The organism is Pseudomonas sp. TNT2022 ID642, from assembly GCF_028656995.1.
GTDB lineage: Bacteria > Pseudomonadota > Gammaproteobacteria > Pseudomonadales > Pseudomonadaceae > Aquipseudomonas.
Genome location: NZ_JAMDGW010000019.1, coordinates 466,087 through 488,122, shown reverse-complemented (window position 1 = coordinate 488,122; position 22,036 = coordinate 466,087). Strand labels below are relative to the sequence as shown.

Here is a 22,036-nt window from a genome sequence, read left to right as displayed (position 1 = left end):
TTGTAGCGCAGTGCGGCGAATGCGCCCAAACACACGGTGTGACAAAGGGCTGCAGCCCGTCGGTAATGGGTGTTTCAGAGCCTTCGGTCGTCGCCCGGGATTTTTAACGAGTGCCCAGGTGCGGTGCAGCGCTCTATAATGCTCGGCAGTTTTCCGTCCCCAGTACAGGTATTCCCTATGAAACGTCCAAGTGGTCGCGCTGCCGATCAGCTCCGCTCGATCCGCATTACCCGCAACTACACCAAACACGCCGAGGGATCCGTACTGGTCGAATTCGGTGATACCAAAGTCATCTGCACCGTCAGCGTCGAAAACGGCGTGCCGCGCTTCCTCAAAGGTCAGGGCCAAGGTTGGTTGACTGCCGAGTACGGCATGCTGCCACGCGCCACTGGCGAGCGTAACCAGCGTGAAGCGAGCCGTGGCAAGCAGGGCGGTCGCACCCTGGAAATCCAGCGTCTGATCGGTCGTTCCCTGCGCGCTGCGCTGGACATGTCCAAGCTGGGCGACGTGACCCTGTACGTCGACTGCGACGTGATCCAGGCTGACGGTGGTACTCGTACAGCTTCGATCACCGGCGCCATGGTTGCGCTGGTTGATGCATTGAAAGTGATCAAGAAGCGTGGCGGCCTGAAGGGCGGCGATCCGCTCAAGCAAATGATCGGTGCCGTATCGGTCGGCATGTATCAGGGCGAGGCCGTGCTGGATCTGGACTATCTTGAAGATTCCGCTGCCGAGACTGACCTCAACGTAGTGATGACCAGCACCGGTGGTTTCATCGAAGTGCAGGGCACTGCCGAGGGCGCGCCGTTCCAGCCTGAAGACTTGAACGCCATGCTGGAACTGGCCAAGCAAGGCATGAACGAAATCTTCGAACTGCAAAAGGCTGCACTGGCCGACTGAGCAGGTTCATAACCGCAAGGAGGACGCGATGAGTGACGAGCAAGAGCTGCTGCCCAAACCGAGCCAGGAGGTTCGCCAATGGGCGATGTTTTGTCACTTGTCCGCCTTGCTGGGGATCTGGATTCCGTTTGGCAATCTGATCGGACCGTTGATCCTCTGGCAGATGAAGCGCGAAACGGACCCGTTCATCGATGCTCAAGGTAAAGAGGCGCTGAATTTTCAGATCACCGTCGCTATCGCATCGTTGATCTGCTTCCTGCTGATGGTGCTGATCATCGGGTTCTTTCTGCTGGGAATACTGGCTATCGGCGCACTGGTTTTGACGATCATTGCGGGGGTGAAGGCTAATGAAGGCTTCCCGTACCGATATCCGTTTACCTGGCGGTTGATCAAATAAAAGCTCGCCAAGTTTAAAAAATGCCCTGAAATGTCAGGGCATTTTTATTTACGCAACTAAAGTTATCTCTTCGGTATGTAGGAATAATCTTGTTGCGATGAGTGGCAAGTAACATTTTATATCAATGGCGTAATTACACTTTTGGTCACAACTGTTGTGCCTTGGTTCTGGTTCATATCCTTGGAATCACAGATGGCGATTGTTAAAGTTGCCGGGCTAATATTTCTTCTGAAATATTAAGATATATTCAAGCCATCGAAGGCTCTTGAATTCCACAGTAATCAGTGTTGAGACAATCAGCCGGTTCATGAGGCGGGTGCAGGTAAAAAGCGCGCCTCTGAATATATAGCCAAGAATAATCCCAATGATTCAGCTCGATTTTTACGGAACACTTGTGGCCGCTTCCTTAGTGCTTCTATTAGGGCGCGGGCTCGTTACGCGTGTTGGTTTCATGCGAAGTTACAATATCCCTGAGCCTGTAGCGGGTGGTCTGGTAGTTGCCTTGCTGTTGTTGCTGCTGCGAACGTTCGATATTGAAATTCGTTTCGATACTTCTCTGCAGACACCTTTGATGCTGGCCTTTTTTGCCACCATTGGTCTTAGCGCAGACTTTGCCAGCTTGAAGAAAGGTGGCCGGATAGTGGGGATATTTCTCCTGGCGGTCACGGGGCTGTTGGTGGTCCAGAATGCGATGGGGATCGGGCTGGCAAAAATGCTCGGTCTCGATCCATTGATGGGGCTGCTGACCGGCTCGATCACCCTGGCGGGCGGTCACGGTACCGGTGCTGCGTGGGGCACGGTATTCAGTGAGAAGTATGGTCTGGCCTCTGCCTCCGAACTGGCGATGGCCTCTGCGACGTTTGGTCTGGTACTGGGTGGTTTGATTGGCGGGCCGGTCGCGCGGTTGCTCATCAAGCGAGTGAAAGTGCCCGGCGGCCAGCAACTGGATGCGCCACGATTGCCAAAAGGTTTTGAGCAGCCGAACAAGGAGCGCTCAATCACGCCATTTTCGTTTGTCGAAACCCTCGCGTTGATTGCAGTGAGTCTGCTGGTCGGTAATCTATTGAATGGCCTGCTGCAAGGAACCGCGTTCGAGTTGCCGACGTTTGTTTGTGTCCTGTTTATAGGCGTGGTGCTGCGCAACGGTCTTTCCGCGTTGGGCTTGTACCAAGTGTTTGAGCGTGAAGTCTCGGTGCTGGGCAATGTCAGCCTTTCGCTGTTTCTGGCGATCGCCCTGATGTCGCTCAAGTTGTGGGATCTGGCCGCACTGGCGTTACCGATCTTCATCATTCTGGCGGTGCAGGCACTGGTCATGGCGCTGTTCGCGATTTTCGTGACGTTCCGGGTGATGGGCCGCAACTACGATGCCGCCGTGCTGGCAGCAGGGCATTGTGGTTTCGGATTAGGTGCGACGCCCACGGCCATCGCCAACATGCAGGCGGTAACCCAGCGTTACGGCCCTTCGCAGATCGCGTTTCTGGTGGTGCCGATGGTCGGAGCGTTTTTCATCGATATCATCAATGTCATCGTGATCAAGCTGTATCTGGCGTTGCCGTTCTTTGTCGCGCTCTGAGGCTCGAGTTGCTTAAAACACGCGCACAAAAAATGCCCGTATCTTGCGATACGGGCATTTTTTAACTCCGACACGACGCTTAGATGGTCAGCGTCCAGTCGTAGTCGACAATCAGCGGCGCATGCTGCGAGAACCGTGGCTGACGCGGCAGGCGTGCGCTGCGCACGAAGCGCCGCAGGCCCGGGGTCAGGATCTGGTAGTCGAAGCGCCAGCCCAGATTGAGCATCTCGGCCTGTTCGTTGTCCGGCCACCAGCTGTACTGATCGCCTTCGCGGCTGACTTCGCGCAGGGCATCAACATAGCCCATGTTGCCGACAATCTCGTCCATCCAGGCACGTTCAGGCGCCAGGAAGCCCGGGGATTGCTGGCTGTCGCGCCAGTTCTTGATGTCGAGCTTCTGCTGCGCCACGTACAGCGAGCCACAATAAATGTACTCGCGACGTTTGCGTCGCTGTTTGTCCAGATACTTGCCGAAGTCGTCCATGAGCTTGAACTTCTGGTTCAAGTCCTCATCGCCGTTCATCCCCGAAGGGAGCAGCAAGGTGGCAATACTGACTTTGTCGAAATCTGCTTGCAGGTAGCGCCCGTAGCGGTCGGCCGTCTCGAAACCGAGACCGCTGATGACAGCCTTCGGTTGCAACCGCGAGTACAAAGCCACGCCACCTTGGGCGGGGACTTCAGCATCGCAGGCATAAAGGAAGTAGCCATCCAGTTGGAAGGCTGGGTCATCCAGTTCAAAGGCGGAGGCACGGGTGTCCTGCAGGCAGATGACGTCGGCATTCTGTGCTTGCAGCCAACTGAGCAAACCACGCTCGACTGCAGCCTGAATACCATTGACGTTCACACTGATGATCCGCATAAATGGCCCCAAAAATCGCGTGCGTGTATGATACACGGCGTCAAGCTAATTAGCTAAATCCGTGGTATTTGGGGTTTTTTTCATGCAAGCGTATCAGCGCGATTTCATTCGTTTTGCCATCGATCGCGGCGTTTTGCGCTTCGGTGAGTTCACCCTGAAGTCCGGGCGCACCAGTCCTTACTTCTTCAACGCCGGCCTGTTCAACTCGGGTTCGGCTCTGGCGCAGCTGGGGCGTTTCTACGCGGCAGCCATTGCCGAGAGCGGCATTCCTTTCGACGTTCTGTTCGGTCCGGCCTACAAAGGCATCCCGCTGGCGGCCACTACCGCCGTCGCGCTGGCCGAGCATCACGACCGTGATCTGCCATGGTGCTTTAACCGCAAGGAAGCCAAGGCCCACGGCGAAGGCGGCAGTCTGGTCGGCGCACCGCTGACCGGTGACGTGCTGATCATTGATGACGTGATTACCGCCGGTACGGCAATCCGCGAAGTGATGCAAATCATCGCTTCGCAGGATGGCGCCAAAGCTGCGGGCGTGCTGATCGCGCTGAACCGTCAGGAGCGTGGCAACGGTGAGTTGTCGGCGATTCAAGAAGTCGAGCGCGACTTCGGCATCCCCGTCATCAGCATTGTTTCTCTGAACCAGGTGCTGGAATTCCTCGCTGACGACCCGCAACTCAAGCAGCACCTGCCAGCCGTGGAAGCCTACCGCGCCCAATTCGGCGTCTGACACACCTTCTCTGTAGGAGCTGCCGAAGGCTGCGATCTTTTGATTTTGGCATTTGCGAGCAAGATCAAAAGATCGCAGCCTTCGGCAGCTCCTACACAGGAGAGGTGCAGAAGTCTGAGGTTGCAGGCAAAAAAAGACCCCGCTCAGTCAGGCTGAGCGGGGTCTTTTTGTTTGCGTCTGCGCTTACGGACGCTTGCGATTGCTGATCAGCGTGCCAACACCGGTGTCGGTGAAGATTTCCAGCAGGATCGCGTTCGGCACGCGACCGTCGATGATCAGCGAGCTGCCCACGCCGCCCTGTACCGCTTCCAGCGCGCAACGGATCTTCGGCAGCATGCCGCCGTAGATAGTGCCGTCGGCGATCAGGTCGTCGACCTGCTGGGTGCTCAGGCCGGTCAGTACGGTGCCCGACTTGTCCATCAGGCCGGCGATGTTGGTCAGCAGCATCAGCTTCTCGGCTTTCAGCGCCTCGGCGACTTTACCGGCCACCAGATCCGCGTTGATGTTGTACGACTCGCCGTTCTCACCCACGCCAATCGGTGCAATCACCGGAATGAAGTTGCCTTTGACCAGCAGGTTCAGCAGTTCGGTGTTGATCCCGACCACTTCGCCCACCTGACCGATGTCGATGATTTCCGGCTGGGTCATCTCCGGTGTCTGGCGGGTGACGGTGAGCTTCTTCGCACGAATCAGCCCGGCATCTTTACCGGTCAGGCCGATGGCGCTGCCGCCATGGCGGTTGATCAGGTTGACGATGCTTTTGTTGACCTGGCCGCCGAGGACCATTTCCACCACGTCCATGGTTGCTGCGTCGGTAACACGCATGCCATCGACGAAGTGGCTTTCGATCGACAGGCGCTTGAGCAGATCACCGATCTGCGGGCCACCACCGTGCACGACCACCGGGTTGATGCCCACAGCTTTCATCAAGACGATGTCGCGGGCGAAGCCGGTTTTCAGCTCCTCGCTTTCCATCGCGTTGCCGCCGTATTTGATCACCAGGGTCTTGCCGACATAACGTCGGATGTAAGGCAACGCTTCGGACAGGACCTGGGCGGTATGGGCGGCGGCTTCGCGTTCGAGGGTCATTCAGGGCTCCGGGTGGATCAGAACGGTAGTTGGAGATCAGGTGCAACACGTTTCAATTGGGCGTGGAACACATCCTTGATGCGTTGCAATTCAGCCTCGTCATCGGCCTCGAAGCGCAGCACCAGCACCGGTGTGGTGTTGGACGCGCGCACCAGGCCCCAGCCTTTGGCGTAATCGACTCGCACGCCGTCGATGGTGGTCAGGTCAGCGCCTGCGCCCCACTGTGCGTCGTGCAGTGCATCAATGATGCTGAATTTGCTCTCTTCGGTCACATGGATATTGATTTCCGGCGTAGAAATATCGTTCGGGAAGGTCGCAAACAGCTCTTCCGCAGTGGATTTTTCCTTGCTGAGGATCTCCAGCAGCCGTGCGGCGCTGTAGATACCGTCGTCGAAACCGAACCAGCGCTCCTTGAAGAAGATGTGCCCGCTCATTTCACCGGCCAATAGCGCACCGGATTGTTTCATTTTCTTTTTGATCAACGAATGACCGGTCTTCCACATTAGCGGACGACCACCGTATTCCTTGATCAGCGGCACCAGGCGGCGGGTGCATTTGACGTCGAAGATGATTTCCGCGTCCGGGTTGCGCGCCACCACGTCACGGGCGAACAGCATCAGCAGGCGATCGGGGTAAACGATGCTGCCGGTGTTGGTCACCACGCCGACACGGTCGCCGTCGCCGTCGAACGCCAGGCCGATGTCGGCGTTGGTTTCCTTGACCTTGGCGATCAGATCGACGAGGTTTTCAGGCTTGCCCGGATCCGGGTGGTGGTTCGGGAAGTTGCCGTCGACTTCGCAGAACAGCGGGATGACCTCGCAGTTCAGCGCTTCGATCAATTGCGGGGCGATCACGCCGGCCGCGCCGTTGCCGCAGTCGACCACGACCTTCAGGCGACGGGCCAGTTTGATGTCCTGAACGATTTCGGTGTTGTAGCGGTCGAGGATCTCGACCTGGGTGACGCTGCCGGTGCCGCTGCTCAGGTTGTTGGTCTTGAGGCGCTCGTGCAGGGCCTGGATCTGTTCGTTGGCGAGGGTGTCGCCGGCGATGACGATCTTGAAGCCGTTGTAGTTCGACGGGTTGTGACTGCCGGTGAGCATTACCCCGGACTTACCGGCCAGGACGTTGGCGGCGTAATACAGTGCCGGCGTCGGCACCAGGCCAACGTCGCTGACGTGGCAGCCGCTTTCGGCGATACCGCGAATCAGTTCTGCAACCAGCTCCGGACCGGACAAACGGCCGTCGCGGCCGACGGATACGTTCGGCTCACCTTGGGCCAGGCTCTGCGAACCGATGGCGCGGCCGATCCAGTAAGCGGTCTCGGCATTAAGGAATTCCGGCACAGTGCCACGAATGTCATAGGCGCGGAAAATGCTGTCAGGCAGCTTCGGGGCAATCTTGGCTGGGGTGCTCATCTACGGAAATGCTCCATCTCGAAAGTGGCGGGACAGACCGACGAATCGTTCGACGGCAGGCTCAAACTGAAGGGTATGACGGCGTTTTCCACAGAGAGTTCGTGGTATGAAAGGGCCATGATGCCTCGGCGGGCGTGGCTTTCGGCCGGCAAAACCTTGATTTTCGGTGTTAAAACCTGCCGCTGAAAATGCACAAATTTCTCCTGTAGGAGCTGCCGAAGGCTGCGATCCTTTGACTTGGTTTTTTAAGATCAAGATCAAAAGATCGCAGCCTTCGGCAGCTCCTACAGAAGATGACTCCGGTTACTTGGTGCCGGTATGGCCAAACCCGCCGGTGCCGCGTTCGGTTTCAACGAACTCTTCAACCATTTCGAAGTGCGCCTGCACCACCGGTACCAGCACCAGTTGCGCCAGACGTTCGCCGACGGTCATGGTGAAATCGGTCTGGCCACGGTTCCAGCAGGACACCATCAGCGGGCCCTGGTAATCCGAATCGATCAGGCCGACGAGATTGCCCAGCACGATCCCGTGTTTATGGCCCATGCCCGAGCGCGGCAGGATCAGCGCGGCGAGGTTCGGGTCGCCGATGTAAACCGACAGACCGGTCGGGATCAGCACGGTTTCACCCGGTTTGATCACAATGTCCTGATCCAGCATGGCGCGCAGGTCGAGGCCGGCGGAGCCTGGCGTGGCGTATTGCGGCAGCGGGAATTCGGTGCCGATGCGTGGGTCGAGGATCTTGGCTTGCAAAGCGTGCATGTAAATTAAACCTGGTTCAGACGTTCGGCGATAAAAGTGACCAGTTGGCGAGCGATCTTGCTCTTGCTGGTCTGGGCGAAAACCGTGGCGTGCAGCTCACGGTCAATCACGCTGCAGGCGTTTTCTTCACTGTTGAAACCGATGCTCGGGTTGGCGACGTCGTTGGCGACGATCAAATCGAGATTCTTGTCCTTCAGCTTGCGTGCAGCGTAGTCGAGCAGGTGTTCGGTCTCGGCGGCAAAGCCGACACTGAACGGACGGTCGGGACGGGTCGCGATGGTGGCCAGGATGTCCGGGTTACGCACCATTTGCAGGACGAAGCCGTCACCGCTCGTAGGATCTTTCTTGAGTTTTTGCGGGGCAACGACTTCCGGGCGGTAGTCCGCGACCGCTGCAGAGGCGATGAACACGTCGCACGGGATCGCCGACTCACAGGCCGCGAGCATGTCGCGGGCACTGACCACGTCGATACGGGTGACGCGATCCGGCGTCGGCAGGTGCACCGGGCCGCTGATCAATGTGACACGGGCGCCGGCTTCTACCGCTGCTTCGGCGAGGGCAAAGCCCATTTTGCCGGAGCTGTGGTTGGTGATGTAGCGCACCGGGTCGATATTTTCCTGGGTCGGGCCAGCGGTAATCACCACGTGTTTACCGGTCAGCGCCTGCCGCTGGAAGCAATCCGCCGCGCATTGCGCCAGATCGGTGGCTTCCATCATGCGGCCCATGCCGACGTCGCCGCAGGCTTGGCTGCCGGAGGCCGGGCCAAAGGTCTTCAGGCCACGGCTTTCGAGGAGTTGCAGGTTGGCCTGGGTCGCCGGATCGCGCCACATCGCCTGATTCATTGCCGGAGCAACGGCGACGACCGCGTCGGTGGCCAGCACCAGCGTGGTCAGCAAATCGTTGGCAATGCCTTGGGCCAGGCGGGCGAGCAGGTCGGCGGTGGCCGGGGCGATCAGCACCAGATCAGCCCACTTGGCCAGCTCGATATGGCCCATCGCGGCTTCTGCGGCCGGGTCGAGCAGGTCGAGGTGCACAGGGTGGCCGGACAGCGCCTGCATGGTCAGCGGGGTGATGAACTCGGCGCCACCGTGGGTCATGACCACACGCACTTCGGCGCCCTGGTCGATCAGGCGACGAACCAGATCAGCGCTCTTGTAGGCCGCGATGCCGCCGCCGACGCCCAGAACGATGCGTTTCCGATACAGCCGCTGCATAGGTCTGCCTTTCATTTCGTTGATGACTGCGATGCGATGCCCCTCCCCAGGGTTGAATCGACCGCAAAAAAGATGGGCTACGATATCACAGCGACCGCTACGGAACAGCGGCGCCCACAGACAGGGAATGTGTATGAGTATTCGCGATTGGCCTGCGGCGGAACGGCCGCGGGAAAGGTTGTTGGAACACGGGGCAGCGAGTCTTTCGGACGCTGAGTTACTGGCGATTTTTCTGCGCACCGGATTGCCCGGAATAAGCGCTGTGGACCTGGCGCGCAATCTGTTGACTCAATTCGGCAGCCTGCGTTTGCTGCTTGAGGCCGATCAGGACGCATTCAGCAAACAATTAGGGCTCGGGCCGGCGAAGTTTGCGCAACTGCAGGCGGCTCAGGAAATGAACAGGCGGCATTTGGCTGAGAAATCACGGCAGAAACCAGCCTTGGAAAACCCTCAGGTCGTTCGCGATTATCTGAAAGCGATGCTGCGTCACGAGCCGCATGAGGTGTTTGGTTGCCTGTTTCTTGACTCCAAACATCAAGTCCTGAATTTCGAGATACTGTTTCGCGGCTCGATCGACAACACCAGCGTGCATCCGCGCGAGGTTGTGAAGCGATGTCTGGCCAATAACGCGGCGGCGTTGATCCTGTGCCACAACCATCCATCGGGGAACACTGACCCCAGTCAGGCTGATCGATTACTGACCAAGCGTCTGCAAAAGGCGCTGGAGCTGATTGACGTGCGGGTGCTCGATCACTTCATCGTTGGCGATGGAGAGCCGCTGTCGATGGCGGAGTGTGGCTGGATGTAAAGTTCAGGGGAAAAACGCTAAACCCCTGTAGGAGTGAGCCTGCTCGCGATAGCAATTTTCCAGTCACCGAGTGGGTTGACTGAAATGACGCCATCGCGAGCAGGCTCACTCCTACACGTTATGTGCAGGGCAGGTTATTTCAGGTTTACCTTCGAATAGTCCTGGCGGCCAAACGGGCTGACGGAGTAACCCTGCACGTCTTTGCGTGTGAGCGCATAGGCGGTCGGGTGCGCCAACGGCAGCCACAGCGCCTGCTGCTGAATCTGCGTCTGCGCCTGTTCGTACAGCTTGGTGCGCACACCTTGCTCACTGGTGGTCTTGCCGGCACTGATCAGCTTGTCCAGATCGGCGTTGCAGTACCGCGCGAAGTTGGTGCCCGATTTGACCGCCGCGCAGGAAAACTGCGGTGTGAGGAAGTTGTCCGGGTCGCCGTTATCGCCGGCCCAGCCCATGAACAACAGGTCATGCTCGCCGGCTTTGGCGCGGCGAATCAGTTCGCCCCACTCGATCACGCGGATTTCCGCCTGAATGCCGATTTCCGCCAGATCTGACTGCAACATCTGCGCACCCAGGCTTGGGTTCGGATTCAGCAGGCTGCCGGAAGGACGCGTCCAGATGGTGGTCTGGAAACCGTCCTTCAACCCGGCCTTGGCCAGCAATGTCTTGGCTTTGGCGACATCGTGCGGGTAGCCCGGCAGGTTCTTCGCGTAGCTCCAGGTGTTCGGCGGGTAAGGGCCATTGGCCGCTTCGGCGGTGTCTTCAAACACAGCCTTGATGTAGTTGGCCTTGTCGAACGCGAGGTTGATCGCCTGACGCACTTCCGGCTTGTCCAGCGGCGGATGCTGGCTGTTGATGCCAACGAAAGCGGTCATGAATGCGTCAGTTTTTTCGACTTTTAGCGTCGGCTCTTTCAGCGCGGCCTGTACGTCCAAAGGTTTTGGCGACAGGGCAATCTGGCATTCATTGCGTCGCAGCTTTTGCAGGCGCACGTTGGCGTCCGGCGTGATGGCGAAGATCAACGGGTCAACCGAAGGCTTGCCGCGGAAGTAATCCGGGTTGGCCTTGTAGCGGATGGCTGCATCTTTCTGAAAGCGGTTGAACACGAACGGGCCGGTGCCGATTGGCTGGCTGTTGAGCTTGTCCGTGGCATTGGCTTTCATCAGTTTGTCGGCGTATTCGGCGGAGTAGATCGATGCGAAGCCCATGCTCAAGGTTGCCAAAAACGTCGAATCTGGATGATCAAGGGTGAAACGTACGGTCAGCGGATCGAGCGCGTCGATCTTCTTGATCAGCGCGGGCAACTGCATCGATTGCGCATGGGGGAAGCCGCTCTGGGCGACCTTGTGCCACGGGTTGGCCGGGTCGAGCATGCGGTCGAAGCTGAATTTGACGTCTTCGGCGGTCAGTTCGCGGCTCGGCTTGAAGTAGTCGGTCGTGTGAAACTTCACCTGCGGGTGCAGCTTGAACACGTAAGTCAGGCCATCGGTGCTGACTTCCCAGCTGTCGGCCAGGCTCGGCACGACTTTGCCGCTGGCGGTGTCGAAGTCCACCAAACGGTTCATCAGCACGTCGGCCGAGGCGTTGGTGGTGGTCAGTGAGTTGTATTGCACCACGTCGAACCCTTCCGGGCTGGCCTCGGTGCAGACGCTCAGCGCGGCGGCCTGGGCCAGGGGGCTCAGCAGGAGCGGGGCGAGCAACAGGGGTAGGGCAGCGAGGCGCATGGTCGGTTTCCTTTTACAGATCGAAGGCCCATCTGCAAGTGCAGTCTGGAAAAGGCCTACCCTAGAGGTCTGGATTACAAATGACTATCCCCTTTTTGCTTTTTCGGGGCACAGTGATGGCCGTTTTTCAGACTGCGGCGCGCGGTAAAAAGTCTGGATTGCCTGTAAGGACGATTTTCTGCGACGAGTGGTAAAAATCGATGCCAGCCTTTATCCAAGGCGTTCGCAGGCTGAAAAAGCACCTTTTTGTGGATTGATTGCACACCGATTGTTGTTGCTCCGAAGTCTTTCTGGTATAAAGCAGCGCTCTTTTCTAGGGGCCCGGTTCCTTCACTGTAGGTGTAGCCGGTAAGACCTCTAAAGAAACGCGGCGCCTGGCGCCAAATGACTGAGAGATTAAGCGGCCAACCCATGCCGGGTTGGGCATGTGGTTTTAGAGGGCTGAGGCATGTCGAGAGTATGTCAAGTTACCGGTAAGGGTCCGGTGACTGGGAATAACATTTCCCACGCAAACAACAAAACCCGTCGTCGTTTCCTGCCGAACCTGCAGCATCACCGCTTCTGGGTTGAAGAAGAGAAACGTTTTGTGCGTCTGCGCGTATCTGCCAAAGGCATGCGTATCATCGACAAGCGTGGCATCACTGTCGTGCTCGCCGAACTTCGCCGCGATGGCAAGATTTAAGGGAGCTAATCATGCGTGAATTGATTCGTTTGATCTCGAGCGCCGGTACTGGTCACTTCTACACTACCGACAAGAACAAGCGTACTACCCCGGACAAAATCGAGATCAAGAAATATGATCCGGTTGTTCGCAAGCACGTGATCTACAAGGAAGGCAAAATCAAGTAATTGATTTTTCCCGACTTACGAAAAAGGCCCGTATCTCACGATACGGGCCTTTTTTGTTGCCCCGATATCTGCACGCGGTCTGTGTAGGAGCTGCCGAAGGCTGCGATCTTTTGATCTTGTTTTTAAGGATCAAGGGCAAAAGATCGCAGCCTTCGGCAGCTCCTACAGGGGTCGTTCGATCAAGTCTTTTGCTCGAAGATCACATAGACCTTGCGGCAAGCCTCCAGCACTTCCCAGGTACCACGGAAACCCGCCGGAATCACAAACCGGTCGCCAACACGCAACGTCTTGGCATTGCCATCGCTGTCACGCAGTACCGACACACCTTGCAGAATCTCGCAGTACTCATGCTCGGTGTAATTCACCGTCCACTGCCCGACCGCACCTTCCCACACGCCAACGCCCATTTGCCCACACGGGCTGTCGTACTGATGGAACACAGCTTGTTCAGGGTCGCCCTTGAGCACTTTCGCCGGATCCGGGCGATAGCGTTCGGCTTCGCTGCTGGTCAGGCTGATGTCGACGACGTTCTGGATGTTCATTGTTGTTATCCCCCGTGAATACGGCGCGATTGGCTGGAAAGGGCCAAAGTCTATGTTGATTAAAATCAACACCGCAAGGCCGTATGGCCACCTTATGTCAAATATATTGAAACAACCCCGGCCGCTGGTTTAGGGTGGCGGGTGCCTCTGGCCGAAAAACCGGCTGGCCGGGCAGAATTCTTGAGGACGCTGGCGAAGATCGCGCGGCGCTCGTATTCAACAAGCGGAGGACACTCGAAATGACCACCCTGACTCGTGCCGACTGGGAACAACGCGCCCGCGACCTGAAAATCGAAGGCCGCGCCTACCTCAATGGCGAATACACCGACGCCGTCTCCGGCGAGACCTTCGAGTGCATCAGCCCGGTCGATGGCCGTCTGCTTGGCAAGATCGCCAGCTGTGACGCCGCCGACGCCCAGCGCGCCGTGGAAAACGCCCGCGCCACCTTCAATTCCGGCGTCTGGTCGCGCCTGGCGCCAACCAAGCGCAAAGCCACCATGATCCGTTTTGCCGGCCTGCTGAAGCAGCACGCCGAAGAACTGGCCCTGCTCGAAACCCTCGACATGGGCAAGCCGATCAGCGATTCGCTGTACATCGACGTCCCGGGCGCGGCGCAAGCGCTGAGCTGGAGCGGTGAAGCGATCGACAAGATTTACGACGAAGTCGCGGCGACTCCGCACGATCAACTGGGTCTGGTGACCCGCGAGCCAGTCGGTGTAGTCGGTGCCATCGTGCCGTGGAACTTCCCACTGATGATGGCCTGCTGGAAACTCGGCCCGGCGCTGTCGACCGGTAACTCGGTGATTCTCAAGCCGTCGGAAAAATCCCCGCTGACCGCCATCCGCATCGCTGCGCTGGCCGTTGAGGCCGGTATTCCGAAAGGCGTGCTCAACGTGCTGCCGGGCTACGGTCACACCGTCGGCAAGGCGCTGGCCCTGCACAACGATGTCGATACGCTGGTGTTCACCGGTTCGACCAAAATCGCCAAGCAACTGATGATCTACTCCGGCGAATCGAACATGAAACGCGTCTGGCTGGAAGCCGGCGGCAAGAGCCCGAATATCGTCTTCGCCGATGCGCCGGATTTGCAAGCCGCTGCCGAATCTGCCGCCAGCGCCATCGCCTTCAACCAGGGCGAAGTCTGCACCGCCGGTTCGCGTCTGCTGGTCGAGCGTTCGATCAAGGACACATTCCTGCCGATGGTGATCGAGGCGCTGAAAACCTGGAAACCGGGCAATCCGCTGGATCCGGCGACCAACGTCGGTGCACTGGTCGACACTCAGCAGATGAACACCGTGCTGTCTTACATCGAATCCGGGCATACCGATGGCGCCAAACTGGTCGCTGGCGGCAAGCGCATTCTGCAGGAAACCGGTGGCACCTACGTTGAGCCGACGATTTTCGACGGTGTGAGCAACGCGATGAAGATCGCTCAGGAAGAGATTTTCGGGCCGGTATTGTCGGTTATCGCCTTCGATACTGCCGAGGAAGCTATCCAGATCGCCAACGACACGCCTTACGGCTTGGCCGCTGCGGTCTGGACCCAGGATATCTCCAAGGCACACCTGACCGCCAAGGCTCTGCGTGCCGGCAGTGTGTGGGTCAACCAGTACGACGGCGGCGACATGACCGCACCGTTTGGCGGCTTCAAGCAGTCGGGCAACGGCCGCGACAAGTCGCTGCACGCGTTCGACAAGTACACCGAGCTGAAAGCGACGTGGATCAAGCTGTAAGCCGTTAGCGAGGGTCTGGTCGCGAGAGCAGATCCTCCAGACGAAGCAGATCCCCTGTGGGAGCGAGCCTGCTCGCGAAAGCGGTGTATCAGTCAGCCCATGTGCTGAATGTGCAGCCGTATTCGCGAGCAGGCTCGCTCCCACATTTGTTTGATGTGGCCTCTAAAAATAATTATCCACAGGAGCGTGGAACATGCGGTGGGCGACGTATTTCGCTGTGTTGGCGTCTGTCTTGAGTGTCGGCCTGGCCCTGGGAGTCAGCATGCCGTTGGTGTCGCTGCGTCTGGAGGGTTGGGGTTATGGCGCCTTCGCCATCGGCGTGATGGCGGCGATGCCGGCGATTGGCGTGTTGTTGGGCGCGAAAATTTCCAGCCATCTGGCGGCACGTTTCGGCACGGCGAACCTGATGCGCCTGTGCCTGTGGGCTGGGGCATTGTCGATCGGTTTGCTGGCGCTGTTGCCGAGCTATCCGATCTGGCTGGTGCTGCGCCTGATGATCGGGGTGATCCTGACCATCGTGTTCATCCTCGGCGAGAGCTGGATCAATCAGTTGGTGGTCGAGCACTGGCGCGGACGATTGGTGGCGCTGTATGGCAGCAGCTATGCGTTGAGCCAACTGTCGGGTCCGTTGCTGTTGGGCGCGTTGGGCACTGAACATGATTACGGTTTCTGGGTCGGTGTCGGTTTGCTGTTGGTGTCGCCACTGTTGCTACTGGGCCGCAGTGGTGCGCCAAGCAGTGAAGCGAGCAGCGTGACGTTCCGCGACCTCTGGGGCTTCGCTCGCGAGCTGCCGGCAATTGCCTGGGCGGTGTCGTTGTTCGCCGCGTTCGAGGCTATGATCCTGACGTTGCTACCGGTGTATTGCCTGCAACAGGGCTTCACCGCTGAGATCGCCCTAGCGATGGTCAGCACCGTGGTGGTCGGCGATGCGTTGCTGCAGTTGCCGATTGGCGCGTTGGCCGATTACCTGTCGCGGCGTACGTTGTTTGCGGGTTGCGCGGTGGTGTTGATGGTGTCGAGTCTGGCGATTCCGTTGTTGCTCGATACGCTGCTGATCTGGCCGTTGTGGGTGCTGTTCGGGGCGAGTGCCGGTGGTTTGTTTACGCTGTCGCTGATTCTGATCGGCGAGCGTTATCGCGACGATGCGCTGGTGCGGGCGAATGCGCATATTGCGCAGCTGTGGGGCGTGGGATGTCTGGTCGGGCCGCTCGCGGCCGGGGCGGGCAGCCAGTGGATCAATGGGCATGCGTTGCCGTTGTTGATGGCGATTGGGGCGTTTGGTTTGGTGATTCTGCTCTTGCGCCAAGGGGCATTCGGACCGATAACCGAGCCTGCCTAAGATCAAAAGATCGCAGCCTTCGGCAGCTCCTACAGTTGAAATGCATTCGTTCTGTAGGAGCTGCCGAAGGCTGCGATCCTTTGCTTTTTTAAAGCATTCGCTCAAGCCCTACCGTGGTGCTGAACCACGCGTTGAACCGCCGCCACCAACTCCCCGGCTCTTTGGTCAGGGTATGCATCTGGCCGTTGTCTTCGGTGACCCAGACGATCTGGCCATCCTGTAATTTCGCCTGATAACTCAACGCTGGCGCCATGCCTTGCAGGGCCAGTTCACGCACATGTTCGGCCAGCTCAGGGCTGTCGACCAACACCCCGACTTCGGTGTTCCACAGTACCGAGCGCGGGTCGAAGTTGAATGAGCCGATAAACGATTTCTGCCGATCAAAGATCATTGCTTTGCTGTGCAGGCTTGAGTCCGAGCCACGAAACGACTTGCTGTAAAACACATGCGGGCCGCTGCCATAGTTATCCCCAGGCTGACGGCGCAGTTCATACAACTTCACGCCATGCTCCAGCAACGCTTTGCGATACGGCGCATAGCCGCCATGCACCGCCGGTACATCGGTGGCCTCCAGCGCGTTGGTCAGCAGGCTCACCGAGACGCCCGCATCGGCGCGACCGGTCAGGTAAACCAGCCCCGGCTGGCCCGGCACGAAGTACGCCGAAATCATGATCAGCTCTTTGCTCACGCCTCTGAGCTCGGGTGCCAGTTGCGTGGTCAGCAGCAATTGCGGATCCGGCTCGCCCTTGGCCAAGACCTTGCTCGGCGCGTCCCACAGCGCCTGATTCCATGCCCAGATCAGCTCTTTGCGCCAGATGTCCATGCGCGGCGCAGTCTTGAACGTCATCAACTGTTGATACAGCGCATGATTCTGTTTGCGCGTGTCTTCCAGCGATTCTTCCAGGCGCGTGCGGGTGTTCTGCAGGTCCTTGGCGGTTGGTTGGCTGGTGAGGAACTCGTCGATCGGTTTGCTCAGCGCGCTGTTCCAGTACTGGTCGAAACTGTGGCCCAGTTGCTCGGCCACCGGGCCGACGCTGAGCATGTCGATGTCGGTGAAATTCAGGTTTGGCTCGGCGTCGAAATACTCGTCCCCCAGATTGCGCCCGCCGACGATGGCCATGCTGTTGTCCGCCAGCCACAGCTTGTTGTGCATGCGCCGGTGTTGCAGCGACAGATTGAACAAGCGGCCTGCCGCACGGGTGACGCCGGTGCTACGGCCCAGGTGCAGTGGATTGAACAGGCGAATCTGGATCTGCGGATGCGCCGCCAGTGTCGCGATGATCTGGTCGAGGCCATCGCTGGTGGTGTCGTCGAGCAAGATGCGCACGCGCACGCCGCGATCAGCGGCCTTGAGCAGTTCCTCCACCAGCATCCGCGTGCTGATGCCGTCGTGGACGATGTAGTACTGCAGATCGAGACTGGTCTGGGCGTTGCGGATCAGTTCGGCGCGTGCCGTGAATGCCTCGCTGCTGTTGGACAGCAGGCGAAAACCCGAACGGCCCTGATAGGGCGCCGCTTGCGCCTGAATCGAACGGCCGAAGCTGGAATCGGAAGCCGGCAACGCCTGACTCGGCTCGCGCGGGACATCGAAACTGGCACAGCCGCTCAGGAACGAGGCGAGTAACAGCAAAGCGAGAAGGGGCTGTCTGAAGCTCACGTAGGATCATTCCGATTGGCGGCTAGGGTCGGCATATGGACGCGGTTCTCTGGAAAAAGGTCAGTCGGCTTCGGCCAGCAATCTGACGGCTGTCTCGCCGACTTTGCGCACCGCCTCTTCGATCTGCGCTGTCGGTTTGGCAGCGTAGTTCATCCGCAGGCAGTTGCGGTATTTGCCCGAAGCGGAAAAGATGCTGCCGACGGCAATCTGTACGCCTTGGTCGTGCAACTCACGATTCAGTTTCAGGGTGTCGAAACCTTCCGGCAATTCGACCCACAACATGAAGCTGCCTTGCGGCCGGCTGGCGCGGGTACCTGCCGGGAAATAGCGGGTCACCCAATCGATCATCAGGTCGCGGCTGCGCTGATATTGCGTGCGCATGCGCCGCAAGTGCGGTTCGAAGTGGCCGGCCTTGAGGAATTCGGCGATGGCGATCTGTGGCTGCGGTGCGGTCGATCCGGTGCTGATGTATTTCATGTGCAGCACGCGCTCGAGGTAGCGGCCCGGCGCTACCCAGCCAATACGCAGCCCTGGCGCCAGGGTCTTGGAAAACGAACTGCACAGCAATACGCGGCCGTCTTCGTCGAAGGATTTGATCGTGCGCGGACGCGGGTAGGTGTAGGCCAGTTCGCCATACACATCGTCCTCGATGATCGCCACGTCGAAGCGCTGCGCGAGGGTGAGCAGGGCGCGTTTGCGCGACTCCGGCATGATGTAGCCGAGCGGGTTGTTGCAGTTCGGGGTGAGCTGGATGACTTTGATCGGCCATTGTTCGAGCGCCAGTTCCAGCGCTTCGAGGCTGATCCCGGTGAGCGGGTCGGTGGGGATTTCCAGGGCTTTCATGCCCAGGCCCTTGAGGGTCTGCATGGCGCCGTGGAAGCTTGGCGAATCGACCGCGACGATGTCGCCCGGCTCGCAGATCGCGTGGATGCTGGTGGACAGCGCTTCGTGACAACCGGTGGTGATCACCAGGTCGCTGGCGCTCAACTGGCAGCCGGAGTCGAGCATCAGTCGAGCGATCTGTTCGCGCAGCTCGAGGGTGCCGTGAATGTTGTCGTAATACAGACCGGGCATGTCCTGACGGCGGCTGATTCGTGCCAAGCCGCGCAGCAACGGTTTCATGGTCGGCGAGCTGATGTCGGGCATGCCGCGACCCAGTTGCACGACATCCTTGCGCGGCACCGCGCGAATCAATTCCAGCACTTGATCCCATTGCGAAATCTCCACCGGCCGCTGGGCCGGGCGGCCAACCGCGGGCAGCTCGGGCAGTTCGCGCCCGACCGGTACGAAGTAGCCGGATTTGGGTTTCGGCGTGGCCAGGCCACCGTCTTCAAGCACGCGATAAGCCTGCTGCACCGTGCTCAGGCTGACGCCGTGTTCGACGCTCAAGGCGCGCACCGATGGCAACCGATCGCCGGGACGATAGAAACCTTGTTCGATGCGCGTGCCGAGCAATTCGGCGAGGTTTACGTAGAGGGTCATGGCACAGCCTCGATGCAGGGATTCGATAAACCAGTACAGATACGGCAGAAATCGACAATTCAGTCTTCAAAGCGGTAAATCTGTATGGAATTAATACAGCTGCTTTGAATCTGTAACGATTTTGTCCGTCCGCGCATCATGGAATCTCTGGCTACCCAAGTAAACAGGAGCATTGAAAAATGAACGGCTTGAGCGATGTGCGGCTGACGTTACACAGTCAGGAACTGGAGGCAGGGCAGAAGGATCGTGCGCGCAATGAGACTCTGCGTAATGCACCGTCCGACCTGAGCCACTGGGATCTGTTCTGGCATCGTCTGCACACGCGCAGGGCGTTGCTGGCGCTGACGGCGGATCAGCTCAAGGACATCGGACTGACCCGTGAGCAAGCGCAGGAGGAGGGGTTGAAGCCGTTCTGGCGGATCTGACAACCACTGATCGTTCCCACGCTCTGCGTGGTAACGCCGCCCCGGACGCTCCGCGTCCGCTGTGACGCAGAGCGTCACTGGATGCATTCCCACGCAGAGCGTGGGAACGATCAATCAGACCAGCTCTTTCATCCGGTGCCACAGCATCCCCAGCGCCAACAACGGCGAACGCAAATGTTTGCCGCCCGGGAAGGTGATGTGCGGCACCTTGGCAAACAGATCAAAGCCACCGCTGTGCTGCCCGCTGATCGCCTCGGCCAATAATTTGCCCGCCAGGTGCGTGGCATTCACCCCGTGCCCGGAGTACGCCTGGGCGTAATACACGTTCGGCTGATCATTGAGCCGGCCGATCTGCGGCAAGCGGTTGGCACCGATGCCGATCATGCCGCCCCACTGATAATCGATCTTCACCCCGGCCAGTTGCGGAAACACTTCGAGCATCTTCGGTTGCATGTACGCGGCGATGTCTTTCGGATCACGCCCCGAATAATGGCAGGCACCGCCAAACAACAAGCGCCGATCCGCCGAGAGCCGGTAGTAATCCAGCGCGACACGCTGGTCGCAGACCGCCATGTTCTGCGGCAGCAGGTTGTGCGCCTGTTCTTTGCTCAACGGTTCGGTGGCGATGATGTAGCTGCCGGCGGGCAGAACCTTACCGCTGAGCTGTGAATTCAGATCGTTGAGATAGGCGTTGCAACCGAGCACCAATGTTTTGGCGCGCACCGAACCCTGAGCTGTGTGGACTTTCACTTCAGGGCCGTAGTCGATGCGAGTCACTGCCGAATGTTCGAACAGCTTCACGCCCAACTGCTGCGCCGCTGCCGCTTCGCCTAATGCGAGGTTCAGCGGATGCAGATGCCCCGAACCCATGTCGATCAAACCACCGACATAGCGCTTGGAACCGACCACCGTGTGCATTTCGTGGGCTTGCAGCAGACGGGTTTCGTAACGATAACCGAGGCCCCGCAGTTCCTCGGCGTCTTCGGCGAAACCTTCAAGGTCGGCGGGCTTGTTGGCGAGGTCGCAGTAGCCCCAGGTCAGATCGCAGGCAATCTGAAAGTGCTCGACGCGCTGGCGGACGATTTCCACCGCTTCCAGGCCCATGAGTTTCATCTCGCGCACGCCGTCGCTGCCGATGACATTGGCGAACTGATCGAGACCGTGACCGACGCCGCGAATCAACTGCCCGCCGTTGCGGCCGCTGGCGCCCCAGCCGATCTTGTGCGCTTCCAGCAGCACCACGCTGAGGCCACGTTCAGCCAGTTCCAACGCCGTGTTCAACCCGGAAAAGCCACCGCCGACCACGCAGACGTCGGCCAGCACTTCACCTTGCAGCACTGGATGGTCGGGCTGCGGCAGGCTGCTGGCGGCGTAATAAGAGTCAACGTGGGGTTGGCTCGCGGAAGTGAAGGCGCGGGCAGTCATGGGCGTCATCCAACGGCTAAGGTGTCGAGAAAATTTGACGGAGCATAAGCCGCACGCCCGAACGTGGGCAACATTGGTCGGCCTGCGGTGTCTGGATCACGGCTTTTGCGGCACAATTGGTGCCTATTCCACCTTGGTCACCGTTTCGATGAGCTGCAATAGCCAGACAGTCCGCACCTTGCGTCAGCAGATCCCCTCGTTCGAGTGTGTGCCCGGCTGCCACGATTGCTGTGGACCGGTGACCACCTCGCCGGAAGAAATGGCCCGCCTGCCGCGCAAGACCCGCGCCGAGCAGGATGCGGCGATGGAGGAGCTGAACTGTGTGCATCTGGGGCCGAATGGCTGCACGGTGTATGAAGAGCGACCGCTGATTTGCCGGTTGTTCGGTACGACCAAAACCTTGCCTTGCCCGAATGAGCGGCGGCCGGTGGAGCTGATTCATCCGCGCGTGGAGAAGCAGATATTCGAGTACATGGCGGCGAATCGGCAGGTGTTGGTTTAAAAGATCGCAGCCTTCGGCAGTTCCTACAGAGATATGCATTCCCATGTAGGAGCTGCCGAAGGCTGCGATCTTTTGATCTTCAAAAACTCAATCCGGAATAGGTAAGCTCAAGCTCTCCTTCACCTCTTCCATCACGATATAACTCTTCGACTCGCGCACATGCGGCAGTTTCAACAAAATGTCGCCCAGCAGCTTGCGGTACGAGGCCATCTCGGAAATCCGCGCCTTCACCAGGTAGTCGAAGTCCCCTGACACCAGATGACATTCCAGCACGTGCGGCAACTTCAGCACCGCGCGTCGGAACTCCTCGAAAGTGTCGCCGGATTTGTAGTCGAGGCTGATCTCGACAAACACCAGCAAGCTACCCTTCAAGTGCTGCGGATTCAGCCGGGCGTTGTAGCCCATGATGATTCCTTCGCGCTCCAGACGTCGCACGCGCTCGGTGCACGGCGTGGTGGATAGACCGACCTTTTCGCCCAGTTCGGTAAAGGAAATCCGCCCGTCCGCCTGCAGGATCCGCAAGATGTTGCGGTCGATCTTGTCCAGCTCACGTTTGGTCTGAGTGTTGGTACGCATAGGGGATGCGCCTCCGTGAAAAGGGTTTTTGCCGAGAATTGTCG

At 58.9% G+C, this 22,036-nt stretch carries 21 protein-coding genes and 1 pseudogene; 11 read left to right on the top strand and 11 right to left on the bottom strand.

Annotated features, from left to right (window positions below):
* The first annotated feature begins 177 nt into the window (after window positions 1–177).
* The 3 genes from rph (at window position 178) to gltS (ending at window position 2,870) form a co-directional block, all read left to right on the top strand.
* Entirely contained in the window at window positions 178–900 is a 723-nt protein-coding gene (gene rph, locus M5G26_RS20475; RefSeq protein WP_016985814.1) for a ribonuclease PH, read from the top strand.
* 28 nt (window positions 901–928) lie between these two features.
* Window positions 929–1,297, top strand: a complete 369-nt coding sequence (locus tag M5G26_RS20470; protein WP_007920344.1) for a DUF4870 domain-containing protein — start codon at window positions 929–931, stop codon at window positions 1,295–1,297.
* A gap of 364 nt (window positions 1,298–1,661) precedes the next feature.
* The gene (gene gltS / locus M5G26_RS20465) at window positions 1,662–2,870 is read left to right on the top strand and encodes a sodium/glutamate symporter (protein WP_134178445.1); all 1,209 of its coding nucleotides are present in this window, start codon (window positions 1,662–1,664) and stop codon (window positions 2,868–2,870) included.
* Between the two features lie 79 nt (window positions 2,871–2,949).
* Here the strand turns inward: gltS and M5G26_RS20460 are convergent, their stop codons facing one another.
* Window positions 2,950–3,729 (bottom strand): exodeoxyribonuclease III, encoded by a 780-nt coding sequence (locus tag M5G26_RS20460; protein WP_007920349.1) that lies wholly within the window; start codon window positions 3,727–3,729, stop codon window positions 2,950–2,952.
* An 82-nt stretch (window positions 3,730–3,811) separates the two neighbouring features.
* On the opposite strand from M5G26_RS20460, the gene pyrE reads away from it, so the two are divergent.
* Window positions 3,812–4,456 (top strand): orotate phosphoribosyltransferase, encoded by a 645-nt coding sequence (gene pyrE, locus M5G26_RS20455; RefSeq protein ID WP_008078597.1) that lies wholly within the window; start codon window positions 3,812–3,814, stop codon window positions 4,454–4,456.
* Window positions 4,457–4,639: 183 nt separating this feature from the next.
* Here the strand turns inward: pyrE and argB are convergent, their stop codons facing one another.
* From argB to coaBC, 4 genes and pseudogenes are all read right to left on the bottom strand, one after another.
* Entirely contained in the window at window positions 4,640–5,545 is a 906-nt protein-coding gene (argB, locus tag M5G26_RS20450; RefSeq protein ID WP_003229488.1) for an acetylglutamate kinase, read from the bottom strand.
* Between the two features lie 17 nt (window positions 5,546–5,562).
* Window positions 5,563–6,939 (bottom strand): annotated as a pseudogene (locus M5G26_RS20445) (phosphomannomutase/phosphoglucomutase); the annotation flags it as partial.
* Window positions 6,940–7,263: 324 nt separating this feature from the next.
* Window positions 7,264–7,719 carry a dUTP diphosphatase gene (gene dut / locus M5G26_RS20440; RefSeq protein ID WP_095049326.1) on the bottom strand — a complete coding sequence of 152 codons (456 nt, stop codon included), beginning with the start codon at window positions 7,717–7,719 and terminating at the stop codon, window positions 7,264–7,266.
* 5 nt (window positions 7,720–7,724) lie between these two features.
* Window positions 7,725–8,933 carry a bifunctional phosphopantothenoylcysteine decarboxylase/phosphopantothenate--cysteine ligase CoaBC gene (gene coaBC, locus M5G26_RS20435; RefSeq protein WP_122604565.1) on the bottom strand — a complete coding sequence of 403 codons (1,209 nt, stop codon included), beginning with the start codon at window positions 8,931–8,933 and terminating at the stop codon, window positions 7,725–7,727.
* Between the two features lie 133 nt (window positions 8,934–9,066).
* Between coaBC and radC the strand changes: the two genes are divergently transcribed.
* A complete protein-coding gene (radC, locus tag M5G26_RS20430; RefSeq protein WP_038359238.1) occupies window positions 9,067–9,741 on the top strand; it encodes a RadC family protein in 675 nt (224 codons plus the stop codon).
* A 134-nt stretch (window positions 9,742–9,875) separates the two neighbouring features.
* Here the strand turns inward: radC and M5G26_RS20425 are convergent, their stop codons facing one another.
* Window positions 9,876–11,462, bottom strand: a complete 1,587-nt coding sequence (locus M5G26_RS20425; protein WP_273916319.1) for an ABC transporter substrate-binding protein — start codon at window positions 11,460–11,462, stop codon at window positions 9,876–9,878.
* 448 nt (window positions 11,463–11,910) lie between these two features.
* Here M5G26_RS20425 and rpmB point away from each other — a divergent pair, with 448 nt between their 5' ends.
* Window positions 11,911–12,144: a 50S ribosomal protein L28 gene (gene rpmB / locus M5G26_RS20420; RefSeq protein WP_007920377.1), complete on the top strand. Its 234-nt coding sequence runs from the start codon at window positions 11,911–11,913 to the stop codon at window positions 12,142–12,144.
* Between the two features lie 11 nt (window positions 12,145–12,155).
* Window positions 12,156–12,311: a 50S ribosomal protein L33 gene (gene rpmG, locus M5G26_RS20415; RefSeq protein WP_003177274.1), complete on the top strand. Its 156-nt coding sequence runs from the start codon at window positions 12,156–12,158 to the stop codon at window positions 12,309–12,311.
* A gap of 179 nt (window positions 12,312–12,490) precedes the next feature.
* Here the strand turns inward: rpmG and M5G26_RS20410 are convergent, their stop codons facing one another.
* A complete protein-coding gene (locus M5G26_RS20410) occupies window positions 12,491–12,853 on the bottom strand; it encodes a cupin domain-containing protein (RefSeq protein WP_150694262.1) in 363 nt (120 codons plus the stop codon).
* A 239-nt stretch (window positions 12,854–13,092) separates the two neighbouring features.
* Here M5G26_RS20410 and M5G26_RS20405 point away from each other — a divergent pair, with 239 nt between their 5' ends.
* On the top strand, window positions 13,093–14,586 hold the full coding sequence (locus M5G26_RS20405; protein ID WP_016985821.1) for an aldehyde dehydrogenase: 1,494 nt from the start codon (window positions 13,093–13,095) through the stop codon (window positions 14,584–14,586).
* 193 nt (window positions 14,587–14,779) lie between these two features.
* Entirely contained in the window at window positions 14,780–15,925 is a 1,146-nt protein-coding gene (locus tag M5G26_RS20400) for an MFS transporter (protein ID WP_273916318.1), read from the top strand.
* 88 nt (window positions 15,926–16,013) lie between these two features.
* On the opposite strand, the gene M5G26_RS20395 is transcribed toward M5G26_RS20400, so the two are convergent.
* Both M5G26_RS20395 and M5G26_RS20390 read right to left on the bottom strand, forming a co-directional pair.
* Complete coding sequence (locus tag M5G26_RS20395; protein WP_273916317.1) at window positions 16,014–17,582, bottom strand: phospholipase D family protein; 1,569 nt, start codon at window positions 17,580–17,582, stop codon at window positions 16,014–16,016.
* 60 nt (window positions 17,583–17,642) lie between these two features.
* Window positions 17,643–19,064, bottom strand: a complete 1,422-nt coding sequence (locus M5G26_RS20390) for an aminotransferase-like domain-containing protein (RefSeq protein ID WP_134178440.1) — start codon at window positions 19,062–19,064, stop codon at window positions 17,643–17,645.
* Window positions 19,065–19,243: 179 nt separating this feature from the next.
* Between M5G26_RS20390 and M5G26_RS20385 the strand changes: the two genes are divergently transcribed.
* Window positions 19,244–19,489, top strand: coding sequence for a DUF1127 domain-containing protein (locus M5G26_RS20385; protein WP_273916316.1), 246 nt, complete (start codon window positions 19,244–19,246; stop codon window positions 19,487–19,489).
* Window positions 19,490–19,603: 114 nt separating this feature from the next.
* Here M5G26_RS20385 and M5G26_RS20380 read toward each other — a convergent pair whose 3' ends face one another.
* Window positions 19,604–20,914: an NAD(P)/FAD-dependent oxidoreductase gene (locus tag M5G26_RS20380; RefSeq protein WP_273916315.1), complete on the bottom strand. Its 1,311-nt coding sequence runs from the start codon at window positions 20,912–20,914 to the stop codon at window positions 19,604–19,606.
* A 148-nt stretch (window positions 20,915–21,062) separates the two neighbouring features.
* On the opposite strand from M5G26_RS20380, the gene M5G26_RS20375 reads away from it, so the two are divergent.
* Complete coding sequence (locus M5G26_RS20375) at window positions 21,063–21,416, top strand: YkgJ family cysteine cluster protein (RefSeq protein ID WP_038359217.1); 354 nt, start codon at window positions 21,063–21,065, stop codon at window positions 21,414–21,416.
* Window positions 21,417–21,503: 87 nt separating this feature from the next.
* Here the strand turns inward: M5G26_RS20375 and M5G26_RS20370 are convergent, their stop codons facing one another.
* Entirely contained in the window at window positions 21,504–21,992 is a 489-nt protein-coding gene (locus M5G26_RS20370; protein ID WP_003177284.1) for an Lrp/AsnC ligand binding domain-containing protein, read from the bottom strand.
* Window positions 21,993–22,036 lie beyond the last annotated feature (44 nt).